This is a genomic window from Chromobacterium indicum (genome assembly GCF_039708975.1).
GTDB classification, from domain to species: domain Bacteria; phylum Pseudomonadota; class Gammaproteobacteria; order Burkholderiales; family Chromobacteriaceae; genus Chromobacterium; species Chromobacterium piscinae.
This window is the reverse complement of the sequence record NZ_JAYFSJ010000006.1, coordinates 82,813-103,727: the sequence shown is the minus strand read 5'-3', so window position 1 is coordinate 103,727 and position 20,915 is coordinate 82,813. Positions and strand designations below refer to the sequence as shown.

Genomic DNA, 20,915 nt, shown 5'->3' with positions numbered 1-20,915 from the left:
CTTTTCGTCTTGCGCCTTGTTATGAAGCGGCGCTTGCTGATTTGGGTGTAGCACAGGGGGAGGATGGCGTCAGCCGGGAATGCCCAGCGCCTCCTTCAGCGGCTTGAGAAAGCGCCGGCTGACCGGCAGCGAGCGGCCGGCGTGGGTGACGATGTCGGCGACGCCGTTCTCGCCCAGGCGGATCTCGTGGATGGCGCGCAGGTTGACCAGATGCTGGCGGTGGCAGCGGAACAGCGCGCTGCGCTCCTCGAAGGTGCGCAGCGTCAGTTCGGTGAAGTGCTCGCGCCCGTCGCCGGCCTGGACGAACACGCCGCTGACGCGCGAGGACACGTACTCCACTTCGGCCAGCGGCAACAGCACGATGCGGTTGACGCCGTGGCAGGGCACCACCTCCAGCGGGGGCAGGCAGCGCAAGATGTCCAGCGGCTGCGGCGCGGTTTCCCGCCTCAGCCTAGCCAGCGTCTTGGCCAGGCGTTGCGGGTCCACCGGCTTGAGCAGGTAGTCGAAGGCGTGTTCCTCGAAGGCCTGGATCGCGAAATCGTCGAAGGCGGTGACGAACACCACGCGCGGCATCTTGTCCGGGTCCAGCATCGCCAGCATTTCCAGGCCGCTGATCCGCGGCATCCGGATATCCAGGAACACCACGTCCGGCGGCTGGCGGTGGATGAAGGCGATGGCCTCGATCGCGTTGCCGCATTCGCCGACGATGTCGAAATCGCTGTGTCCCGCCAGCAGCTGGCGCAATTCGTCACGGGCTAGCGGCTCGTCGTCGACCAGCAGGGTTTTCAGCATGGCGCTTCTCCAGGCGCGGGGCAGGGCACGCTGAGCGTGACGCGGGTGTAGGCTTCCGGTTGGCATTCCACCGACAGGCCGTAATCCGGTCCGTGGCGGGCGCGGATGCGGCGGTCCACCAGCGCCATGCCCAATCCGTCGCCGGGTCCGGCCGGCGCGTACAGGCCTGCGTTGTCTTCCACCGTCACGAAAAGCCGACCGTCCGCGCAACGCGCCCCGATGCGGATGCGGCCGGTTTCCAGCAATTGAGAGGTGCCGTGCTTGATCGCGTTTTCCACGATGGGCTGAAGCGAGAACGCCGGCAGCCGAGCCAGGCGGGCGGCCTCATCCAGCGCGATCTCCACGTCCAGCCTGCCGGCGAAGCGGGCTTCCTCGATGCGCAAGTAGGCGCTGACGTGTTCGATCTCGTCTTCCAGCGTCGCCGTTTCGCCGGAGCGCTTCAGGTTTTTGCGGAAGAAGGTGGACAGGTATTGAACCAGTTGCCGGGCGTGTTCCGGGTTGCGCCGTATCACCGCCGACAAGGTGTTCAGCGCGTTGAACAGGAAGTGCGGATTCACCTGGGCATGCAGCAGCTTGATCTCGGTTTGCGCCAGCAACTGCTTCTGCCGGTCGTACTGGCCCTGCAGTATCTGGGCGGACAGCAACCGGGCGATGCCTTCGCCCAGCGTCAGGTTGATGCGGGAGAACAGCTTGTTGCGCGGCTCGTACAACTTGATGGTGCCGATCACCCGCTCGTCCTCGCCGCGCAGCGGAATCACCAGCGAGGACGCCAGCCGGCACTGGGCGCTGATCGAGCAGCGGTAGGGGGTCTCGTTGCCGTCGGCGTACACCACCTCGTTGCGCTCGATCGCGCGATGGGTATGCGGCGAGGTGATGGCCGTGCCGGGCAGGTGGTGGTCGGCGCCTATGCCGATGAAGGCCAGCAGCCGCTCGCGATCGGTGATGGCCACCGCGCCGACGCCCAGTTCCTCGTACAGGATGCGCGCCACCGTCATGCTGTTTTCCGGGTCGAATCCTTGTCGCAGCACGCCTTCGGCTCGGGCGGCGATTTGCAGGGCCTTGCCGGAGAAGGCGGTGGAGTATTTTTCCGCCAGCACCCGGCGGTCCAGCAGGATGCGCATGAACATCGCCGCGCCTAGCGTGTTGGCCGCCATCATCGGCAGCGCGATGCTGGCCACCAGGCGCTCGGCCGCATCGGAAGGGCGCACCAGCGCCAGAAGGATCAGCATCTGTCCGATCTCGGCGACGCAGGCCACCGCCGCCACGACCAGAGGATCGAACAACCGCGCGCGCAGGCCGCGGCGCACCAGATACAGATGCGCCAAGCCGCCCAACAGGCCCTCCATCATCGTCGACACCATGCAGGCGCCGGCGGTGAGCCCCCCCAGCGAATAGCGATGCAGGCCGCCGGTGAAGCCTACCGCCAACCCCACCCAAGGGCCGCCCAGCATGCCGCCCAGCACCGCGCCGATGGCGCGGGTATTGGCGATGGAGTCCTGGATGTGCAGGCCGAAATAGGTGCCCATGATGCAAAACATCGAAAACACCAGATAGCAGACCAGCTTGTGAGGCAGTTGCAGCGTGATCTGGGTCAGCGGGATGAACAGCGGCGTCTTGGACAGCAGATAAGCGATCACCAGGTAAACGCACATCTGCTGCAGCAGCGACAGCACCAGGGTCAGTTCTACGAGCATTCGGCGGCGTGGATGGTTTGCATGAGGACAGTTTAATGGCTGTATCGCCGCCGCGGCCTTGTCCTGGCGCAAGGGCGGACGGCGCCTGCGGCGCGTCGAGGCGGGCGGGGGCCGGCTCGCGGTGTCGGGGCGGGCTGCTTTCCGGTATCCTTGCGGTTTCGTTGTTTTCAGCTGCGTTGAACGATATGCACATCCACATCCTGGGTATCTGCGGTACCTTCATGGGCGGCATCGCCGCCATCGCCAAACAAGCCGGCCACAAGGTGACCGGCTGCGACGCCAACGTCTATCCGCCGATGAGCACCCAGTTGGAGGCTATGGGCATCGAGCTGGTGCAAGGCTTCGGCGCGGAGCAGGCGGATCTGAACCCGGACGTGTACGTGATCGGCAACGTGGTGACGCGCGGCAAGCCGCTGATGGAGGAAATCCTCAACCGCGGCCTGCCGTACATCTCCGGCCCGCAGTGGCTGGCTGAGAACGTGCTGCAGGACAAGTGGGTGTTGGCGGTTGCCGGCACCCACGGCAAGACCACCACCAGCTCGATGCTGGCGTGGATCCTGGAAGACGCCGGCCTGGCGCCGGGCTTCCTGATCGGGGGCATTCCGGAGAACTTCGGCGTGTCGGCGCGGCTGCCGGGCAAGCCGGCGCTGGATCCGGACAGCGTCAGCCCCTTCTTCGTGATCGAGGCCGACGAGTACGATACCGCCTTCTTCGACAAGCGCTCCAAATTCGTCCACTACCGGCCGCGCACCGCCATCCTGAACAATCTGGAGTTCGACCACGCCGACATCTTCGCCGACCTGGCCGCGATTGAAACCCAGTTCCACCACCTGGTGCGCACCATCCCGGGCAACGGCCGCATCGTCAGCAACGGCCGCGAGGCCAGTCTGGACCGCGTGCTGGCGCGTGGCAGCTGGACACCGGTGGAGCGCTTCGGCGTAGAGGCCGGCTGGCAGCTGGGCGCGCTGCATGAGGACGGCGGCTTCGATGTGCTGCTGAACGGCGAGATGCAGGGCACGGTGAGCTGGGCGCTGATGGGCGAGCACAACCGCCTGAACGCGATCGCCGCCATCGCCGCCGCCCGCCACGCCGGCGTGGCGGTGAAAGACGCCATAGTCGCGCTGTCCCGCTTCGCCAACGTCAAGCGCCGGATGGAGGTGAAGGGCACGGTGAACGGCATCACGGTGTATGACGATTTCGCCCACCATCCGACCGCCATCGCCACCACGCTGGAGGGGCTGCGCCGCAAGGTGGGCGGCGCGCGCATCCTGGCGGTGCTGGAGCCGCGCTCCAACACCATGAAGCTGGGCACGATGAAGGACGCGTTGCCGGGCTCGCTGGAATTGGCCGACCGGGTGTTCTGCTCGGCGGCGGGGCTGAACTGGAATCCGGGCGAAGCGCTGCAAGTCATGGGCGCCAAGGCGCAGACCTTCGGCGATTTCGACGCGCTGATCGACGCCATCGCCGCCGAGGCCAAGCCGGGCGACCATGTGCTGGTGATGAGCAACGGCGGCTTCGGCGGCATCCACCAGAAGCTGCTGGACAGGCTGGCCTGAGCCGCCGAGCGGGGGATGCCGCGAGCGCGGCTCCAGGCTCCGGGCGCTAGATTAAGCGCCTGTGCCGGCTTGCGGGATCAGGGCAGTTCGATGATGTAATTGGCGCCACCCGCGCGGGCTTTGGCCAACGCATCTTCGAGCCGCTCCAGCATCGGCGCGGGGCTGGTTTCCTCCGGCCGCAACGTGCTGATGCCGATGCAGGCGGCCGCCTGGTTTTCGGCGCCCTGGTACAGGAAGGTGAGCTGGCGCAGCGACTTGATCAGGCGCCGTCCCATCTCATGGGCGCCGCCGATCGGCGTCTGCGGCAGCAGGATGACGAAGGTGTTGGCGCTGCGGCGCGCCACCAGGTCGCTGTCGCGGCTGCTTTGCAGGCATAGGCTGCCCGCCAGCCGGATCAGATGGCTGTAGGCGGAGCCGTCATCCTCGCGCGGCACCATCTCGGGAATGTTGACCAGCTCCAGCGCCAGGCTGGACAGATTGCCGCCGTAACGCTTGGCGCGGCTGGTTTCGGCGTGGGCGCTGGACATCAGCCTGTGCATGCCCACCACGCCGGTCAGCTTGTCCTCGTCTTCGCTCTGCCGGCCTTCCTCCTTCAGCGTCTTGACGATGCTGAGCGAGCGCTCCACCAGCTGGCGCTCGAAATCCAGCAGCTGCCCCAGCACCTTGGCCTCGGTGCGGTCGGAAAAACTGATCACCAGCAGCGGCACCTGGTCCAGCAGGATGCGCCGCGCCGACAGCTGGACGTCGAACAGCCGTCCGCCGCCGGTGCTCAGTTGCATGCCGCGGTTGTAGATCATGTTGTTGCCGGCCAGTTCGCGGCTGATGTTGTAGGCCTCGGTCTTGTCGGGCAGGAAATCGTAGACCGACGACTTGAGCAGATCGCTGTGGGGGCTGGCGAGCAGGATGCAGGCCAGCTGGTTGGCGCAGTAGATGCGGCCATCCTCGGGCGAGGCCAGCAGCAGGCTGCCTTGCACCGTGTCTATCAATGGCTGGAATGCCTGCAATGTAACCATCTCTCCGTCTCCCGTGGCTGCCGAAGGTAATGACGCGGCTCGGGCACCTGGGGGAGGCGTCGCAGCACACTACGTTCTTCTACTTAGTTTATTCATAGTTTTCGCCATTTTCACGTTGTTTGATGAAGATTAACTGCTTAATTTTCAATTAGATATCTGTGTTCCAGGCTGGGCGGGCTTTTCGCCGGGATCGGGCGGAATCGGCGGCGCATCGTTTTGCGCGCATGGGAGAACCGGTCGGCCTGCCCGGTCTGGCAAGCGGCTGAACCATGAAAAAGCGCGCCCGAGAGCGCGCTTTTTCATGGCGATGAGAGCTTATTGCCACAGTTGACAGTATTCGGTGTTCGCTTCGTAGTTGTCGCTGACCGTGCCGTCGTTGTAGATCTTCTTCACCCAGCCGTTGGGCTGCCGGCTGGTCGGCTGCGCGCCGCAGTTGGGGTGCACCCAGTGGATGCCGACGCCGCTGGTGTACAGCTGGCCGCACAGCTGCAGGCGGTCGCCCTGCTGGATGGTGTTCAGCGGAGAGGGAACGTCTTCGCCGGCATAGTCGTAGCCGTAGGCGTAGACATTGTCCATCGCCACGTCGTAGGTGCGGCCGTCCTGGTCGGCGCGCAGGCGGACGTGGGTGTGCGACAGCTCGACGCCTTTGAGCGATTGGCCGGAGGCGAAAGTCGGCCCGCTCACCACGGTGCCGGTCAGGTAGCTGCCGGCGGCGGCGCGGCAATCGGATTTGGCGTCCGCCAGCGCGGCGAAGGAAGCGCCCAGCAGGCAGGCGGCCAAAGCAAGTTTCTTCATTTCATGACCCTTGTAGTTTTAATGACATTGTTTTAATGCGAGAGTCATTCTAGTGATGATGAATAAGGTGTATGTTTCAATTGCAATAAAAGTGATGTGTTTGTTTTGCAATGGTGAAGAAAGTGTTAAGCGGGCGGATTGGCGCAGTTGGAGGCGGGTGACAACGCGGAAATCGAGCGGTCTGGCGCTGCCGTCGGCGGATCGCTGGCGGGATTGCTGTATATGCGGAATGTCATGTAAACGACTATTTACACTGGCATGAATTAGAGACTGCTCGCAATCGTGTTACATTCTGAAACGCATCTTCAAGATGCATCGCGAGGACTGGCAGGCTCCACCACCCCGGAGCGCCAGTAGCAACCGTTCAGCAGACGGCTTCCTCCCCCGGTTCCGCCGCGCAGGCGGCGCGGCTCGCTCCAGCGGCCCGCAATGCGCGCGACGGACATCTCGACTCCGCGGTTTGCCGCATCGGCAGACACGGACGTTCGGCGACGCCGCAGCATCGCGCGCTTCCCGTGCACGTTAGACCGGCTCCGTTTCGGCGGGGCGATTGCGCGTGCCTGAGCGCGCGTGGCGGCACACATAAAACCTATTACACGACAAAGATTTACAGGACATGGCTAGATCTCAATGGGGCTCGCGCCTCGGTTTCATTCTCGCGGCAGCCGGCTCGGCCATCGGGCTGGGCGCTATCTGGAAGTTCCCCTACGTGGCCGCCACCAATGGCGGCGGCGCGTTTTTGTTCATTTATCTCGGCATCTGCCTGACGCTGGGCCTGGCGCTGATGGTGTCTGAGATGGCGTTGGGACGCGCCACCAGCGCCGGCGCAGTCGGCGCTTTCCGCAAGCTGGCGGGCGGCTTCTGGCCGGTGATCGGCTATATGGGCGTGCTGGTGTGCTTCCTCATTCTGTCGTTCTACAGCGTGGTGGGCGGCTGGACCGTCGCCTACATCGTCAAGTCGCTGCAGGGCAGCATCATGACCTCCGATCCCAAGGCATTGGGCGCGATTTTCACCGGTTTCATCAGCGATCCGGTGCAGCCGGTGCTGTATCACGGCGGTTTCGCGCTGCTGACGCTGGGGGTGGTGGTTGGCGGCGTGCAGAAGGGCATTGAGGCGCTGTCGAAATTCCTGATGCCGGCGCTGTTCGTGCTGATGCTGGTGCTGATCGCGCGCGGGCTGACGCTGCCGGGCGCGCTGGAGGGCGTCAGCTACTTCGTCGCGCCCGATTTCTCCAAGGTGAGCGCGGCGATGCTGGTGGACGCGCTGGGCCTGGCCTTCTTCTCGCTGTCGCTGGGCCTGGGCATCATGATCACCTACGGCTCCTACGTCGGCCGCGAATCCAAGCTGGTGAGCTCGGCGCTGTGGGTGATCGCGCTGACCGTGGCCACCTGCTTCCTGGCCGGCCTGATGGTGCTGCCGGCGGTGTTCGCCTTCGGCTTCGATCCGTCCGCCGGCCCCGGCCTCACCTTCATCACCATGCCGGCGGTGTTCGCCCACCTGCCGCTGGGGCAGTTGTTCGCGGTGATGTTCTTCTGCTTGCTGCTGCTGGCGGCGCTGACGTCTTCCGTTTCGCTGCTGGAGGTGGTGACCAGCTTCGCCATCGACGAGCTGCGCCTGTCGCGCCGCGCCGCCGCCATCCTGATGGCCGCCGGCACCTTCCTGCTGGGCATCCCGGCTTCGCTGTCGCTGGGCGTGTGGGGCGATTACCAGCTGGGCGGCATGAATTTCTTCGACCTGCTGGACTTCGTCACCTCCAAGCTGCTGATGCCGGCGGGCGAATTGCTGCTGGCGCTGTTCGTCGGCTGGAAAGCCTGGCCGGTGGTGAAGGCCGAGCTGTCGTCGGGCCGCTCGCCGCGGGTGATGCGCTGCATGCGCGGCTTCTGCATGGCGCTGGCGCCGCTGCTGATAGGCTGGATCATGGTGGCCGGCATCTGATTGCTGGCATGTGAAGACGGGGAGCGATGGCTCCCCGTTTTGCTATGGTTCAGACAGCAAGATGGTCTGGAGAGGCGATGTCTGGATGGCGAGCGGCGGCGGCCTTGTTGGGCGCGTTGCAGGCGGGGGGCGCGCAGGCGGAAACCCTGCGCATGCTGCTGACGCAGATTCCCGGCGTCATCGAGCTGGCGCCGGATGGCGCGTCCATGCGGGGCACCGGCGTCGACCTGATGAAGGAAGTGGGGCGTAGGGCTGGCGTGGCGCTGCGCTTCGAGGCCTATCCCCAGGCGCGCGCCCGCCTGATGGTGGAACAGCAGGCCGATGCCTGCTTTCCCGTTGGGCGCTTGCCCGAATTGCAGGCGAAGTACAAATGGACCGCGCCGCTGCTGCACATGCGCCTGGTTTTGCTGGCCAGAGCGGACGATGGCCGTCAGCTGGGCGGCCTGGAGCAGGCGCAACCGCTGCGGGTGGGCGCGATGCGCGGCACCATGGCGGCGGCGCGGCTGAAAGAGCAGGGTTTGGCGGTGGAGGAGAGCGCCGATTATCTGAGCGGGCTGGAGAAGCTGCGGCTGGGCCGGCTGGACTTGTGGGCGATGCTGGACGTCGGCGTGTCGTCGTTGGCGAAGCGTCTGCAAATGCCGCCGCCCCGGGTAGCCTGGGTGATGGATACGCTGGAGGTGTCCTTCGCCTGCAACCGGCAGGTCGACGACGCGCTGATCGCCCGGCTGGACCGCGCCATCGCTTCGATGCGCGCCGACGGCAGCATGGCCCGTTTCGATCTGCGTTGACGGCGGACATGCCAAATGGGCCCGCGCTGGGCTACACTGCCGTTTTGCCCGTTTGCGAGACACCGTTGAAAGCCCGTCTGACCCTGCTGGCAGGCAGTCTGCTTGTCGCCGCCTGCGCCACGCCCCCCAATCCGGCCTCCGCGCCGGCCCCCATCGTCGCGCCGGATATGTCCGCCTCTGCGCCCGCCGTCGACGTGCCGGCCCCGTCTCAGCCGGCCTCCGCGCCGGCCGCCGCGCTGCCGTCTCGTCCGGTCGCGCGGCCGGTGCAGCCGCCGGCCGCCATTTCCGACAGCCAGGGCCGCGCCTTGCTGGACCGGCTGCTGCCGCCCGGCATCCCGGATCGCAAGGGCTGGAGCAACGACGTGATGGGCGCGTTCAGCCATCTGAAGATTCCATACACGCCGCAGTTCTTCTGCGCAGTGCTGGCGGTGGCGGAGCAGGAGTCCGGCTTCAGTCCGGACCCGGCGGTGCCCGGCTTGTCCAAGATCGTTTGGGGCGAGATAGAGCAGCGCCGGCAGAAATACCTGATTCCGCAGTTCGTCGTCGACGCGGCGATGAGCAAGAAATCACCGGACGGCCGCACCTTCAAGCAGCGCGTCGACGCCTTGCGCACCAAGCGCGAGATGAACGCGTTGTACGAGGACATGGTGCGCGAGCTGCCGTTCGGCCAGACCATTTTTGAGCATAAAAATCCGATCCGCGACGGCGGGCCGATGCAGGTCAGCGTGGCCTTCGCCGAAACCCACATCCGCGCCTGGCCGTACCCGTATAGTTATTCCAGCCTGCGCGACGAAGTGTTCGGCCGCCGCGGCAGCGTCTACTTCGGCACCGCCATCCTGCTGCAGTATCCGGCGCCGTACCACGAGATGGTGTACCGCTTCGCCGACTACAACGCCGGCCGCTACGCCAGCCGCAATGCCGCCTTTCAGCAGGCGGTGGCTCGCCTGTCCGGCCGCAAGCTGGCGCTGGACGGCGACATCATGCTCTACAGCGACAAGATGAACCGCGTGCTGTCCGGCGAAACCAGCGATACCCAGCGCGCGCTGCAGTCCATCGCCGGCCGGCTGGGCATCAGCGACGCCGATATGATGCGCGACCTGCGGCTGGAAAAGCTGTCCGGCTTCGGCCAGAGCCCGCTGTACCAGAAGGTGTTCGCGCTGGCCGGCCCCAAGGCACCGCGCGAAATCATCCCGCAGATCGTGCTGGTCAGCCCCAAATTCACCCACAAGCTCACCACCGAGTGGTTCGCGCGCCGCGTCGACGGCCGCTACCAGCGCTGCCTGCAACGGGGAGGCTGAGCGGCCCGCCGGCTTGAGTCTGAACCGATAGCGCCTATAGTGATTGCAGCGGCGCCGCGGCGGGATTCCGCCCGGCGCCGGTTCGCATCCGGACGGCGGCCATCGCATGGCCGTCGTCTTCTGTTTCTCGGCTCGGGAGGCAAGGCATGAAGGTTTCCATCAACGGCAAGGAGGTGGAGCTTAACTCCTCTCCGGACACGCCCATTCTGTGGGCATTGCGCGACGAACTGGGCCTGACCGGAACCAAGTTCGGCTGCGGCGCGGCCTTGTGCGGCGCCTGTACGGTGTTGAAGAACGGTCTGCCGATCCGCTCTTGCGTGACGCCGATCTCCACGCTGGCGGCGGACGACAGCATCACCACTGTGGAAGGCAACGCCGACAAGGTGGGCCAGGCGGTCAAGCAGGCCTGGCATGAGCTGGACGTGGTGCAATGCGGCTTCTGCCAGAGCGGCCAGGTGTTGGCCGCCACCGCCTTGCTCAGCGCCAACCCCCATCCTTCCGATCAGGACATCGATCTGGCGATGAGCGGCAACCTCTGCCGCTGCGGCACCTATCCCCGCATACGCGCGGCCATCCACGCCGCCGCCAAGCTGCTGTAGGAGGCCCGGATGACAACCATCGGAGTATCCCGCCGCAGTTTCCTGAAAATGAGCGGCGCGGTCGGCGGCGCGCTGTGCCTGGGCTTCGTCCTGAGCGAGGGCGGGCGCAGGGCCGAGGCCGCCGAGGCCAAGAACGCCATTCCCTCTCCCAACGCCTTCGTCCGCATCGAAAAGGACGGCGGCGTCACCATCGTCAGCAACAAGTCGGAAATGGGGCAGGGCATCTACACCTCGCTGGCGATGCTGATCGCCGAGGAACTGGAGTGCGATTGGAACCGGATCAAGGTGGTGTCGGCGCCGGCGGCGCCGATCTACGTCCATACCGCCTTCCATATCCAGATCACCGGCGGCAGCACCAGCACGCTGTCCAGCTATGACCAGTACCGCAAGATAGGCGCCGCCGCGCGCGATATGCTGATATCGGCCGCGGCGCGGCGCTGGCGCGTGCCGGTCTCGCAATGCCGCGCCGAAAACAGCCGGGTGTTCAACAACGCCAATGGCGCCAGCCTGGGGTACGGCGAGCTGACCGAGGCCGCCGGCAAGCTGCCGGTGCCGGACACGGTGGAGCTGAAGCCGCGCCACCGCTGGAAGCTGCTGGGCACCCGCGTGCACCGGGTGGACGGCGACGAGAAGCTAGACGGCCGCGCGCAGTTCGCGATGGATGTCCGCCTGCCCGGCATGCTGACGGCGCTGGTCAAGCGCTGCCCCAGCTACGGCGGCAAGCCAAAGGGTTTCAATGCCGACGCGGCCAGGGCGGTGCCCGGCGTCAAGGACGTGTTCGCGATCGGCAACGGCGTCGCCGTGCTGGCTGACGGCTTCTGGCCGGCGAAGAAGGCGCGCGACCTGCTGGAGGTGGAATGGGACCGCGGCGCCAACGCCGAGCTGGATTCGGCCCGGCAGCGGGCCGACTACCGCGCTCGCGCGGCCAAGCCTGGGCAGGTCTATCGAAGCGAGGGCGACGCCCAAGCGGCGTTGGCCGGCGCGGCCAAGAAGCTGGAGGCCTGGTACGAAGTGCCGTACCTGTCGCATTCGCCGATGGAGCCGCTCAATTGCGTGGTCTGGCTGAAGCCCGGCAGCTGCGAGATCTGGAGCGGCACCCAGTCGCAGACGATAGACGCCGGGATGGCGGCTTCGATGTCGGGACTGAAGCCGGAGCAGGTCACGCTGCACACCACCTTGCTGGGCGGCGGTTTCGGCCGGCGCGCGGTGCCGGTGGGGTCCGACTGGCTGAAGGAGGCGATGGAGGTGGCCAAGCATCACGGCCAGGGCCTGCCCATCCGGTTGATGTGGACCCGCGACGACGATTTGGCCGGCGCCTACTACCGGCCGATGTGGCTGGACCGCGTGCGCGGCGGCATTGACGCTTCTGGCCGTCCGGCGGCTTGGCTGCAGACTGGAGTCGGCCAGTCCATCATCGCCGGCACGCCGTTCGCGCCGATGATGATCAAGAACGGCATCGACGCGGTGTCGGTGGAAGGCACCGACGACATGCCCTACGCACTGCCGGCGGTCTCGCTGGACCTGCACACCCCGGAGATCCCGCTGCCGGTGCTGTGGTGGCGCTCGGTCGGCCATTCCCACAGCGCCTTCTCCAAGGAAAGCTATATCGACGAACTGGCGCGGCTGGCGCGCCAGGACCCGGTGGCTTATCGGCTGGCCTTGATGGGCAAGGCGCCGCGCGAGCAGGCCGTGCTGCGCGAGGCGGCGCGTATGGCCGGCTGGGGCCGCAAGCTGCCCAAGGGACATGGCCTGGGGGCGGCGGTGCACACCTCGTTCGGCAGCCATGTCGCCCAGGTGGTGGAGGTGTCGGTCAAGGGCAAGGAGTTGAAGGTGGTGCATGTCTGGTGCGCGGTGGATTGCGGCGTGGTGGTCAATCCGGACCAGGTGGCGGCGCAGATGGAGGGCGGCATCATGTTCGGCCTGTCGGCGGCGCTGTTCGGCGAGATCACCTTCAAGGACGGCGAGGTGGAACAGAAGAATTTCGACGGTTACCCCATCGTCAGGATGTTCCAGGCGCCCAAGGTGGATGTTTCCATCGTCGCCAGCGAGGAAGCGCCGGGCGGTACCGGCGAGCCGGCGGTGCCGGTGGTCGCGCCGGCGCTGGCCAACGCCATCCACGCGGCTTCCGGCCAAAGGCGGCGCGAGCTGCCGTTGAGCCGGCACGGCTACCAGATGGTGTGAGGGAGGCGGACATGAAAATCTCGATAGTCTTGTGCTGGGCGCTGGCCGGCTGTCTGCCGGCCGCGTGGGCGGCGGGAGACCCGGCCGCATCACGGCAGGCCTTCGGCGATGTGGCCAGGGTGCTGCAATCGCCGCGTTGCCTGAACTGCCACACCGTCACCGATTTTCCGCGCCAGGGCGACGACCGCCATCCGCACCAGCAGATGATCAAGCGCGGACCGGCGGACATGGGCCATCCGTCGCTGATGTGCCTGGCCTGCCATCAGACGGCCAACTCGGCCGACGGCGCGGTGCCGGGCGCGCCCAACTGGCACCTGGCGCCGCTGAGCATGGGCTGGGAAGGGCTGAGCGCCGGCCAGATGTGCCGCCGGCTGGTGGACAAGTCGCGCAACGGCAACCGCGACGTTCCCGCGCTGGTCGCCCACATGACGACTGACCCGCTGGTGCAGTGGGCTTGGCGCCCGGGCGGGCGGCGCACCTTGCCGCCCTTGTCGCAAAACGATTTCCACGACGCGGTGCGGCGCTGGGCCGACACTGGCGCCTACTGTCCGAAATGAGCGCGGCGATGCGCGGCAACGACGAGACCGTGCTGGCGCAGACGCTGGATTGGCTGCGGCAGGGCCGCCGCGTCGCGCTGCTGACGGTGCTGGGCACCTACGGCGCCAGCCCCAGGCCGCCGGGCGCGCTGGCGGCGATACGCGACGACGGCATGATCTGCGGCTCGGTGTCCGGCGGCTGCGTCGAGGACGATCTGCGGCGGGAGATCGCCGAAGGCGGCGTGTTTGGTGATGGCCGTACAGCCTGGGTGCGCAGCTTCGGCGCCAGCGTTGAGGAGAGGCAGCGCTACCGGCTGCCCTGCGGCAACAGCCTGCGGGTGGCGGTGGAAACGATGCCGGACCTGGCGCAGCTGGAGGCGCTGCTAGCCGCGGTGCGGCAGCGCCGCTGCCTGTGGCGGCGGGTCGACTACCAGGATGGCGCGGCTTATCTGCTGAATGAAGGGCCGGCGGACGCTTTCGCCGAGGACGAGACGGGATTTTCCGTGCTGCACGGCCCGCGCTGGCGGCTGTTGATCATCGGCGGCGCCGAGCTGGGCCGCTATCTGGCGCAGGTCGCGCTGACGCTGGACTACGCGGTGACGGTGTGCGAGCCGCGCGAGGAATACGCGGCGGGCTGGGAGCTGGGCGGCGTCGCGCTGTCGGCCGAGATGCCGGACGATCTGGTGCTGGCTTTCGGCTGCGACGAACGCACCGCAGTGGTGGCGGTGACGCACGACCCCAAGCTGGATGACCTGGCGCTGATGGAGGCGCTCAAGCTGCCCTGCCATTATGTCGGCGCGCTGGGCTCCGCTACCACTACCATGAAACGAAAGGCGAGGCTGGCCGAGCACTTCGGCCTGACGCCGGCAGAGCTGGACAGGCTACACGGACCGGTGGGGCTGGCGATAGGCTCGCGCACGCCGGCCGAGATCGCGGTTTCCATCGCCGCCGATCTGATCGCCAGCCGCAGCGCTTGTCACCGGGAGGGGGCTCATGGCGAGGAAAGGAGTTGCCGGACATGATGGCGGGCGCGCTGCTGGCGGCGGGCCAGGCGCGCCGCTTCGGCGCCGACAAGCGGCAGGCGCGGCTGCCGGACGGCCGCACGTTGCTGGAGGCCAGCGCCGCGGCGTTTATCGGCCGGCTCGGGCCGTTGGCGCTGGTGCTGCCGGAAGACGACGCCTTCGGGCTGGAGCTGTGCGGCCGGCTGGGCCTGCAGCCGCTGGCCTGCCGGCTCAACCGCGGCGGCATCGGACATTCGCTGGCCTGCGCCGCCGCCTGGGCCTTGGGCCTGCCGGACTGCCGCGGCCTGGTGCTGGGGTTGGCGGACATGCCGGGGGTGCGGCCGCACACCGTCAGCCAGGTGGCGGCGGCGCTGGCGCACGGCCAACTGGTGCTGCCCTGCTATCAGGGGCGGGCGGGCCATCCTCGCGGGCTGCCGGCGGACTGCTTGCCCGGATTGCTCGATTTGCGGGGCGATGCCGGCGCGCGCGACATCCTGGACTGGAATGGGGCCCTGAGGCTGGAGCTGGACGATCCGGGCGTGCTGCTGGACATCGATCAGCCGGAGGACCTGACGAAGCTGGTCTGAACCGCGAACCCTGGTATTTACGCTTAGCGGCCGGCCTCTCCTATAGTGAGAAGTGTTCCGGCTCGGGGTGGATGACGGATATGCGGGTTCGCTTCACGGTTGCCCACAAACTGGTGCTGCTGATCGCGCCGCTGGTGCTGGCCCTGTCCTGCGTGGCGATAGGCTACGCCTGGCATCAGCGCCAGTTGCTGCAGGTGCTGGATCGCGATCAGGTGCTGAGCGCCAATATCGAGATGGTGGGAGAGCTGATTCAGCAGCTGCAGGTCGAGCGCGGGCTGGGCTATGGCTATCTCAACCGCCATCAGGCGTTGCCTGCCGAGCTGGTCCGGGCGCGCGCGGCGGCCGATATCGTGCTGCAGAGGCTGCGGGCCCAGCCGCAGGACGAGCTGTCCGACGGCCTGCGAGCCTATCTGGGCCACAGCGTGCCGACGCAGAATGATCTGGACCAGCTGCGCCGAGACATCGACGCCCGCCACATCTCGCCCGCGCCGGAGTTCAACCGCTATTCGGACATGATCGAGCAATTGTCCGGCATCATCACCCTGTTCAATGCCCAGACGCCCGAGGTGCAAGCCCTGCTGTTGCAGTGGTCGGCGGTGAATTGCCAGAAGGAATTCACCAGCCGCACCCGCGGGCTGGTGACCGGTGTGCTGACCGTGGGCAGCTTCAGCATCACCAATTTCCGGCTGGTCAGCGGCGTGGAGTCGCAGGAAGAGCTGTGCCGCTCGCAATACCGGCAATACGGCGGCGACGAGGCCGCGCTGCGGGCGGCGATGGACCGCAGCCGGCAGTTCGAGTCGGCCCGCGACGCGGTGTTGGCGCGCGGCGCCGGCGCGATGCAGAGCGAGACGCCGGACGAATGGTTCCGCGTCGCCGGCCTGCGGGTGGCGGAGTTGTACCAGTTGCAGGGCCAGCTGTTGCAGCAGATCCGCGGACAGCTGGACGCGCAGGCGAGCAGCGCGCGGGTGTACGGCTACCTGGTGCTGCTGGGCCTGTTGCTGCTGCTGTTGCCGATCGGCCTGGCTGTGCTGGTGGGCCGCAATATCATCCGCACCTTGGGCGCGGAGCCGGACGAGGTGGCGCGGGGCATGCGCGAGCTGTCCGCCGGCCGGCTGGACTTCTTCCTGCCGCTGCGGCGCGGCGACGACCACAGCCTGGCCGCCCACATCCGCCAGATGGGTGAGCGGCTGTCCGGCGTGATCCTGCAAGTGAAGGAGGACGCCGACGCGGTGGCCAACGCGTCCACCGAGCTGAATTCCGCGTCGCAGGGCCTGTCGCAGGGCGCGGCGCGCACCTCGTCCGACGCGGAAGAAAGCAGCAGCGCGATCGACGACATCGCCTGCAGCATGTTCAGCATGGCTGGCGACGCCAATCACGCCGGTGGCATGGCGGACACCGCCAGCGCGCAGGCGGCCGAAGGCAATCGGGTGGTGCAGCAGACGATAGCGGCGATGCGCCAGATCGCCAAACGCACCGACATCATCGACGACATCGCCTACCAGACCAACCTCCTGGCGCTGAACGCGGCGATAGAGGCGGCGAGGGCGGGCGAGCACGGCCGCGGCTTCGCGGTGGTGGCGGATGAGGTGCGCAAGCTGGCGATGCGCAGCCAGACGGCGGCCAAGGAAATCGGCAAGGTGGCGATAGACAGCGTGGAACTGGCGGAAAACGCCGGCCAGCAACTGAGCGACATCGTCGAGTCCAGCCGCCAGACCCTGGTGCTGGTGAAGGGGATTTCCAGCGAGGCGACGACGCAGGCGCAGCGGGTGGGCAATATCAACCAGGCGATGCGGCGGTTGAACCAGCTGTCGCAGGACAACGCCGCCGCCAGCGAGGAATTGTCGGCGGCGGCGCAGGAGGTGGCGATGCGCGCCGACAGCCTGCGCCAGCAGATGCATTACTTCCAGCAGGGGACCGGGCCCGCGGATTGACGCTCAGCGCACCTCGCGCAGATTGTCGCGGTCGAAGCGCAGCCGCACCGGCGCGCCGGCCGGCAGCAGGTCGGCCGCGTGGCGGTTGAGCCGGTCCACCTGCAGCGTCGCGCCGCCGGCGTCCACCTGGTAGCGGATGATGTTGCCCAGCAGTTGGTGCTGTCGGATCACCGCCGGCAGCGCCTGATCGTCGGCGGCGTCATCGTTGCCCAGCAGTTCTATCGATTCCGGCCGAACCGCCAGGTGGCCGCGGATTTCCAGGCCGAGCAGCGCGTGGCTCTGCTCGGCGGTCAGCAGATTGTAGTTGCCCATGAAGCGGGCGACGAATTCGGTGGCCGGCTGGGTGTAGATGGTCTCCGCCGCGCCTTCCTGCTCCACCTTGCCCTGGTTCATCACGAAGATGCGGTCCGACATCGTCAGCGCCTCTTCCTGGTCGTGGGTGACGAAAACGGTGGTCAGTCCCAGGCGACGCTGGATGTCGCGGATCTGCTCGCGCAGGTTCTTGCGGATGCGGGCATCCAGCGCCGACAGCGGCTCGTCCAGCAGCAGCACGCGCGGCTCCACCACCAGCGCTCGGGCCAGGGCCACGCGCTGGCGCTGGCCGCCGGACAGCTGGTGCGGCAGGTGGCGCTCGCGGCCGTTCAACTCCACCAGCGCGATCACCTCTCCCACCTTGCGGCGGATTTCGTCCGCGGAGCGCTTCTGCATCTTCAGGCCGAAGGCGATGTTGTCGGCCACGTTCATGTTCGGGAACAGCGCGTAGCTCTGGAACACCATGCCGATGCCGCGCTTCTGCGGCGACTGGTGGGTGATGTCGTCGCCGGCCAGGCGGATGGCGCCGCCGCTGGGCGTTTCGAAGCCGGCGATCATGCGAAGCACCGTGGTCTTGCCGCAGCCGGACGGGCCGAGGAAGGTGACGAACTCGCCGGCCTCCACCTTCATGTTGAAATCGTGGACCACGGCCTGCTGGCCGAAGCGTTTGTTCAGATGGTCGATTTGCAGAAATGCCATGATGCTTTCCGTTTCCAATTCAATGTTCGTCGGCGCCGAGGGCGGCGCGGTTGCGGCTGAACACCTGCATCAGCCCCATCGCCGCCCAGGTGACCAGGAAGGCGATGATGGCCAGCGCGGCTGGCTCGTAGGCGCGGTTGGCGCCGATCAGCTGCAAGTAGGGGCCGAAGGCCGGGCGGGCCAGCAGGCTGGCCAGCGTGAACTCGCCGATGACGATGGCGAAGGTCAGGAAGGCGCCGGACAGGATGGCGGTTTTCAGGTTGGGGAAGATCACCAGCCTGAGGATGTCGAACCAGCCGCTGCCCAGGCTTTGCGCTGCCTCGGTCAGCGAGCGCACGTCTATCGCCGACAGGCCGGTATCCACCGAGCGGTACAGATAGGGCAGGGCCAGCGTCACGTAGCCAAACACCAGCAACACGTCGGTGCCGCGCTCGCTGCCGGTGAACGGCAGCCAGCCGCCGCTGCCGTAGAGGCGAAGGTAGCCGAACACCAGCACGATGGCGGGAATGACCAGCGGCAGCAGGGTGATGAATTCGATCAGCGGGCGCAGCCTGGGCAGCTTCAGCTGGATCCAGAACGCGGTGGGCACCACCAGCAGGATGCCGGCGAGGATGGTCAGCAGCGCCAGCAGCGCCGAGTAGCCGAAGCTCGCCTGGAAGCCGGGGTCGGACAGCACCACTTTGTAGGCTTCGAAGCTGTAGCCTTCGCGCTTCATCTTCAGGCTGAATTCGAAAGTTGCGATCAGCGGCAGCAGGAAGTAGCCGCTGCCGAGCAGGATGGCGATCCAGGCGCCCAGGCGCGAGGTGGCGGTGGGTTTCATGCGGCCTCCCGGTGGCTGCGCTTGCGCAGCCAGATGTAGCCGGCGTTGGCGCTGCCGGTGATCAGAACCATGCCCAGCGCCAGCGCGTAGCCCAGGTTCTGATCGTGCAGCACGTCGCCGTGGATTTGCGCGTACAACAGGATGGTGACGATGTTGAGCGAGCTGCCGGTCAGCGCGTAGGCGGTAGCCACCGCGCCGAAGGCGTTGGCGAACAGCAGCAGCGCGGCGCCCACCATGCTGGGCCACAGCACCGGCAGCGCGATGTGGCGCCAGTAGGCGAGGCCGGAGCCGCCCAGGCTTTCGCAGGCCTCGCGCCATTCGTCCTTCAGGCCTTCCACGGCCGGGGCGATGATCAGCACCATCAGCGGCACCTGGAAGTACAGATAGGTCAGCGTCAGGCCGGCGAAGCTGAGGATGGAGAAGCCGCCGGCGTACAGATCGACATCCAGATACTTGCGCAGCAGCATCGTCACCAGGCCCATCCGGCCCAGCGTCGACAGGAAGGCAAAAGCGAGCGGGATGCCGGCGAAGTTGGAGGCCACGCCGGAGAAGGTTGTGAGCGTTGGGCGGATCCAGGCCGGCAGGCCGCCGCGTATCGCCGCCAGCGCCAGCAGCAGGCCCAGCAAGGTGCCCAGAATGGCCGAGGCGGCGCTGATCTGCAGGCTGATCTTGTAGGCGCCGAGGATGTTGTCGTCGAACAGGCGGACGATGTTGTTCAGCGTGAAATGGCCCTGCGCGTCCTGGAAAGCGCCCACCATCAGCATGCCGGTGGGCAGGATCAGGAACAGCAGCGCGAAGATCAGGAAGGGCGCGACGCCCAGCCACGACAGCAGCGAGGCGCGGGCGGCGCTGGGCTGACTGGCTGTGCGGGAAGAGGGCGTCGGCATGGATTCTGAGGATGCGGACATCGGTGTTTCTCTAGGTGAACGGGCCGCCAGTGGCGGCTTCAGGCTGTTGGCAAAGTGATTCGGTCAGGTGCTGCAGGACCCGGCAAAGCCGGGCCTGTCCACATAAGTGCTTGAGTCCACAGCCTGAATGTCGAATCCCAATCCCCCCGCCCTTTCCCTGCAAGGGAGCCTCGCCTTCGTGAAGGCGAGAGGGGGCATTGTCAACAATCTGAGGGCCGCCAGCGGCGGCCCCGGGGTGAGACTGGGAGATCGTTTTACTTCACGTTGCTGCCGACCACGCTGTCCCACTGCTTGGTGATGCCGGCCTTGTAGGCCTCTTGCTGTTCGATGGTCGGGAATACCGCTTTCTTGTAGGCGGCAGCGTCCGGCAGCCTGCTGATCAGCTCGGAAGGAATCTTCTTCCTAGCGGTCAGGTCGTTGAAGCGGATCGGGTGGCAGTAGCCCTTCAGCCAGGCCACCTGGCCTTCGTCGGAGAACAGGTACTCCATCCACAGCTTGGCGGCGTTCGGGTGCGGCGCGTAGGCGCTGATGGCTTGGGCGTAGACGCCGGCCACCACGCCGCTCTTCGGCACGATTACATCCACTTTCGGGTTGCCCTTCAGCGTGTCGCGGTCGGCCAGCGCGTTGTAGTCCCAGCGCACGATGATGGGGGTGGTGCCCTGGGCCAGCGAGGCGGCCTTGCCGATCACCGGCACGAAGTTGCCGTTCTTGTTCAGCTGCGAGAAGAATTTCAGGCCGGCGTCGGCGGATTTGCCCACGTCGCCCTTGGCTTGCGCCAGGCCGGCGGCGAACACGCCCTGGATGGCCTGGTTGGCGGCGCGCGGGTCGCCGGCAAGCGCCACGGCGTTCTTGTATTCCGGCTTCAAGAGGTCGGACCAGTCGGCCGGGGCCTTGCTGATCAGGTCGCGGTTGACCTGGAAGGTCAGCACGCCGTAGTAGTCGCCGTACCAGTAGCCGTCCTTGTCCTTGACGTTGTCCGGAATGCTCTTCCAGGTGGACACCTTGTACGGCTGCAGCAGGCCGGCGGCCTTGGCTTGCGGGCCAAAGGACAGGCCGACGTCGATCACGTCAGGCGCCTGCGGGCCCTTGTTGTTCTTGTTGGCCTTGATGGCTTCCAGCTCGTCGGCGGAGCCGGCGTCCGGATTCAGTTCGTTGACCTTGATGCCGTACTTGGCCTTGAAGCCGGCGATCACATTGCCGTAGCCGCACCAGTCGTGAGGCAGGGCGATGGTGTTCAGCTCGCCTTCCTTCTTGGCGGCCTGGACCAGCGCGGCGAGATTGTCGGCGATGGCCGCGTTGGCGATCAGACCCAAGGCGCCGGCGACGGCGATGTAACCCAGTTTGTGCTTCATCATTGCTCCCCTTCTGCGGCCGGTGGCCTATTTATCGAAAAACTGATGCGATGGTATGAGGGATTGATGACAAAACGACGTCATTAATATGACAAAACGGTTTCATCCGCCGATGTC

18 protein-coding genes are annotated in these 20,915 nt (G+C 66.6%); 10 read left to right on the top strand and 8 right to left on the bottom strand.

What is annotated here, in order from left to right; all coding sequences use genetic code 11:
• Positions 1 to 69: 69 nt before the first annotated feature.
• Both btsR and VA599_RS09890 read right to left on the bottom strand, forming a co-directional pair.
• A complete protein-coding gene (gene btsR / locus VA599_RS09895) occupies positions 70 to 792 on the bottom strand; it encodes a two-component system response regulator BtsR (RefSeq protein WP_346788438.1) in 723 nt (240 codons plus the stop codon).
• Entirely contained in the window at positions 786 to 2,486 is a 1,701-nt protein-coding gene (locus VA599_RS09890; RefSeq protein ID WP_346788437.1) for a LytS/YhcK type 5TM receptor domain-containing protein, read from the bottom strand. Before VA599_RS09890 ends, btsR begins: the two co-directional genes overlap by 7 nt.
• 185 nt (positions 2,487 to 2,671) lie before the next feature.
• On the opposite strand from VA599_RS09890, the gene mpl reads away from it, so the two are divergent.
• Complete coding sequence (gene mpl, locus VA599_RS09885; protein WP_104946673.1) at positions 2,672 to 4,042, top strand: UDP-N-acetylmuramate:L-alanyl-gamma-D-glutamyl-meso-diaminopimelate ligase; 1,371 nt, start codon at positions 2,672 to 2,674, stop codon at positions 4,040 to 4,042.
• A 77-nt stretch (positions 4,043 to 4,119) separates the two neighbouring features.
• Here mpl and VA599_RS09880 read toward each other — a convergent pair whose 3' ends face one another.
• On the bottom strand, positions 4,120 to 5,055 hold the full coding sequence (locus VA599_RS09880) for a sensor domain-containing diguanylate cyclase (RefSeq protein ID WP_346788436.1): 936 nt from the start codon (positions 5,053 to 5,055) through the stop codon (positions 4,120 to 4,122).
• Between the two features lie 315 nt (positions 5,056 to 5,370).
• Positions 5,371 to 5,850: a hypothetical protein gene (locus VA599_RS09875; protein WP_104946675.1), complete on the bottom strand. Its 480-nt coding sequence runs from the start codon at positions 5,848 to 5,850 to the stop codon at positions 5,371 to 5,373.
• A gap of 616 nt (positions 5,851 to 6,466) precedes the next feature.
• Between VA599_RS09875 and VA599_RS09870 the strand changes: the two genes are divergently transcribed.
• From VA599_RS09870 to VA599_RS09830, 9 genes are all read left to right on the top strand, one after another.
• On the top strand, positions 6,467 to 7,786 hold the full coding sequence (locus tag VA599_RS09870; RefSeq protein WP_346788435.1) for a sodium-dependent transporter: 1,320 nt from the start codon (positions 6,467 to 6,469) through the stop codon (positions 7,784 to 7,786).
• 77 nt (positions 7,787 to 7,863) lie between these two features.
• Positions 7,864 to 8,574: a substrate-binding periplasmic protein gene (locus VA599_RS09865; protein ID WP_346788434.1), complete on the top strand. Its 711-nt coding sequence runs from the start codon at positions 7,864 to 7,866 to the stop codon at positions 8,572 to 8,574.
• Positions 8,575 to 8,639: 65 nt separating this feature from the next.
• Positions 8,640 to 9,872: a DUF1615 domain-containing protein gene (locus VA599_RS09860; protein ID WP_346788433.1), complete on the top strand. Its 1,233-nt coding sequence runs from the start codon at positions 8,640 to 8,642 to the stop codon at positions 9,870 to 9,872.
• A 146-nt stretch (positions 9,873 to 10,018) separates the two neighbouring features.
• The gene (locus VA599_RS09855) at positions 10,019 to 10,471 is read left to right on the top strand and encodes a (2Fe-2S)-binding protein (protein WP_046158572.1); all 453 of its coding nucleotides are present in this window, start codon (positions 10,019 to 10,021) and stop codon (positions 10,469 to 10,471) included.
• Between the two features lie 9 nt (positions 10,472 to 10,480).
• A complete protein-coding gene (locus VA599_RS09850) occupies positions 10,481 to 12,652 on the top strand; it encodes a xanthine dehydrogenase family protein molybdopterin-binding subunit (protein ID WP_346788432.1) in 2,172 nt (723 codons plus the stop codon).
• Between the two features lie 11 nt (positions 12,653 to 12,663).
• Positions 12,664 to 13,209 carry a hypothetical protein gene (locus tag VA599_RS09845; RefSeq protein ID WP_346788431.1) on the top strand — a complete coding sequence of 182 codons (546 nt, stop codon included), beginning with the start codon at positions 12,664 to 12,666 and terminating at the stop codon, positions 13,207 to 13,209.
• Between the two features lie 8 nt (positions 13,210 to 13,217).
• Positions 13,218 to 14,210 (top strand): XdhC family protein, encoded by a 993-nt coding sequence (locus VA599_RS09840; protein WP_346788430.1) that lies wholly within the window; start codon positions 13,218 to 13,220, stop codon positions 14,208 to 14,210.
• On the top strand, positions 14,207 to 14,776 hold the full coding sequence (locus tag VA599_RS09835) for a nucleotidyltransferase family protein (RefSeq protein WP_346788429.1): 570 nt from the start codon (positions 14,207 to 14,209) through the stop codon (positions 14,774 to 14,776). The genes VA599_RS09840 and VA599_RS09835 overlap by 4 nt, the downstream gene beginning before the upstream one ends.
• Before the next feature lie 80 nt (positions 14,777 to 14,856).
• Positions 14,857 to 16,707 carry a methyl-accepting chemotaxis protein gene (locus VA599_RS09830; RefSeq protein WP_158677573.1) on the top strand — a complete coding sequence of 617 codons (1,851 nt, stop codon included), beginning with the start codon at positions 14,857 to 14,859 and terminating at the stop codon, positions 16,705 to 16,707.
• Positions 16,708 to 16,710: 3 nt separating this feature from the next.
• Here VA599_RS09830 and VA599_RS09825 read toward each other — a convergent pair whose 3' ends face one another.
• The 4 genes from VA599_RS09825 to VA599_RS09810 form a co-directional block, all read right to left on the bottom strand.
• Positions 16,711 to 17,718: an ATP-binding cassette domain-containing protein gene (locus VA599_RS09825; protein ID WP_166438498.1), complete on the bottom strand. Its 1,008-nt coding sequence runs from the start codon at positions 17,716 to 17,718 to the stop codon at positions 16,711 to 16,713.
• A gap of 19 nt (positions 17,719 to 17,737) precedes the next feature.
• On the bottom strand, positions 17,738 to 18,538 hold the full coding sequence (locus VA599_RS09820) for an ABC transporter permease (RefSeq protein ID WP_346788428.1): 801 nt from the start codon (positions 18,536 to 18,538) through the stop codon (positions 17,738 to 17,740).
• The gene (locus tag VA599_RS09815) at positions 18,535 to 19,446 is read right to left on the bottom strand and encodes an ABC transporter permease (RefSeq protein ID WP_346788427.1); all 912 of its coding nucleotides are present in this window, start codon (positions 19,444 to 19,446) and stop codon (positions 18,535 to 18,537) included. The genes VA599_RS09820 and VA599_RS09815 overlap by 4 nt, the downstream gene beginning before the upstream one ends.
• A gap of 254 nt (positions 19,447 to 19,700) precedes the next feature.
• Positions 19,701 to 20,801, bottom strand: coding sequence for an ABC transporter substrate-binding protein (locus VA599_RS09810; protein ID WP_346788426.1), 1,101 nt, complete (start codon positions 20,799 to 20,801; stop codon positions 19,701 to 19,703).
• Between the last annotated feature and the right edge of the window lie 114 nt (positions 20,802 to 20,915).

Excerpts from the sequence above, each read along its gene's own strand:
- VA599_RS09865 (WP_346788434.1), top strand. The coding sequence starts at position 7,864 with ATGTCTGGATGGCGAGCGGCGGCGGCCTTGTTGGGCGCGTTGCAGGCG.
- VA599_RS09810 (WP_346788426.1), bottom strand. The coding sequence starts at position 20,801 with ATGATGAAGCACAAACTGGGTTACATCGCCGTCGCCGGCGCCTTGGGT.
- VA599_RS09875 (WP_104946675.1), bottom strand. The coding sequence starts at position 5,850 with ATGAAGAAACTTGCTTTGGCCGCCTGCCTGCTGGGCGCTTCCTTCGCC.
- VA599_RS09880 (WP_346788436.1), bottom strand. The coding sequence starts at position 5,055 with ATGGTTACATTGCAGGCATTCCAGCCATTGATAGACACGGTGCAAGGC.
- VA599_RS09870 (WP_346788435.1), top strand. The coding sequence starts at position 6,467 with ATGGCTAGATCTCAATGGGGCTCGCGCCTCGGTTTCATTCTCGCGGCA.
- VA599_RS09825 (WP_166438498.1), bottom strand. The coding sequence starts at position 17,718 with ATGGCATTTCTGCAAATCGACCATCTGAACAAACGCTTCGGCCAGCAG.
- VA599_RS09835 (WP_346788429.1), top strand. The coding sequence starts at position 14,207 with ATGATGGCGGGCGCGCTGCTGGCGGCGGGCCAGGCGCGCCGCTTCGGC.
- mpl (WP_104946673.1), top strand. The coding sequence starts at position 2,672 with ATGCACATCCACATCCTGGGTATCTGCGGTACCTTCATGGGCGGCATC.
- VA599_RS09845 (WP_346788431.1), top strand. The coding sequence starts at position 12,664 with ATGAAAATCTCGATAGTCTTGTGCTGGGCGCTGGCCGGCTGTCTGCCG.
- VA599_RS09815 (WP_346788427.1), bottom strand. The coding sequence starts at position 19,446 with ATGTCCGCATCCTCAGAATCCATGCCGACGCCCTCTTCCCGCACAGCC.
- VA599_RS09820 (WP_346788428.1), bottom strand. The coding sequence starts at position 18,538 with ATGAAACCCACCGCCACCTCGCGCCTGGGCGCCTGGATCGCCATCCTG.
- btsR (WP_346788438.1), bottom strand. The coding sequence starts at position 792 with ATGCTGAAAACCCTGCTGGTCGACGACGAGCCGCTAGCCCGTGACGAA.
- VA599_RS09890 (WP_346788437.1), bottom strand. The coding sequence starts at position 2,486 with ATGCTCGTAGAACTGACCCTGGTGCTGTCGCTGCTGCAGCAGATGTGC.
- VA599_RS09830 (WP_158677573.1), top strand. The coding sequence starts at position 14,857 with ATGCGGGTTCGCTTCACGGTTGCCCACAAACTGGTGCTGCTGATCGCG.
- VA599_RS09840 (WP_346788430.1), top strand. The coding sequence starts at position 13,218 with ATGCGCGGCAACGACGAGACCGTGCTGGCGCAGACGCTGGATTGGCTG.
- VA599_RS09850 (WP_346788432.1), top strand. The coding sequence starts at position 10,481 with ATGACAACCATCGGAGTATCCCGCCGCAGTTTCCTGAAAATGAGCGGC.
- VA599_RS09855 (WP_046158572.1), top strand. The coding sequence starts at position 10,019 with ATGAAGGTTTCCATCAACGGCAAGGAGGTGGAGCTTAACTCCTCTCCG.